The organism is Arthrobacter sp. Y3223164 (genome assembly GCF_059091005.1).
In genome coordinates, this window is the sequence record NZ_JBNHGF010000984.1 from 1 (window position 1) to 281 (window position 281).

Consider the following 281-nt stretch of genomic DNA (forward strand, 5'->3'; position numbering starts at 1 on the left):
CAGACGTCCGGCCGCTTCCCGGCCCGGTGCCGGTGCCCGCCAGTGGTGCCAGGGCCTCGCGTACGCCGCGGACCGGCACCTGTACCCAGCGCGGGCGGTTGCGCTGTTCGTACACCACTTCATAGAGGGCCTTGTCCAAAAGCAACGCGCGGAAGAGCGTGGAGGACGTGTCCACCGGTTCGCCCGTCCCCTCCCGGTAGCCGTCCAGGAAGGCGGAGCTGGCCTGCGCCGCCCAGTTGTCGGCGGCGGCGCCGACCGCATCGTCGGGCTCCGCGAGCCGG

1 pseudogene is annotated in these 281 nt (G+C 73.0%); it reads right to left on the reverse strand.

From position 1 onward, the window contains the following. Positions 1 to 281 (reverse strand): annotated as a pseudogene (locus AC5RUJ_RS19015) (hypothetical protein); the annotation flags it as partial.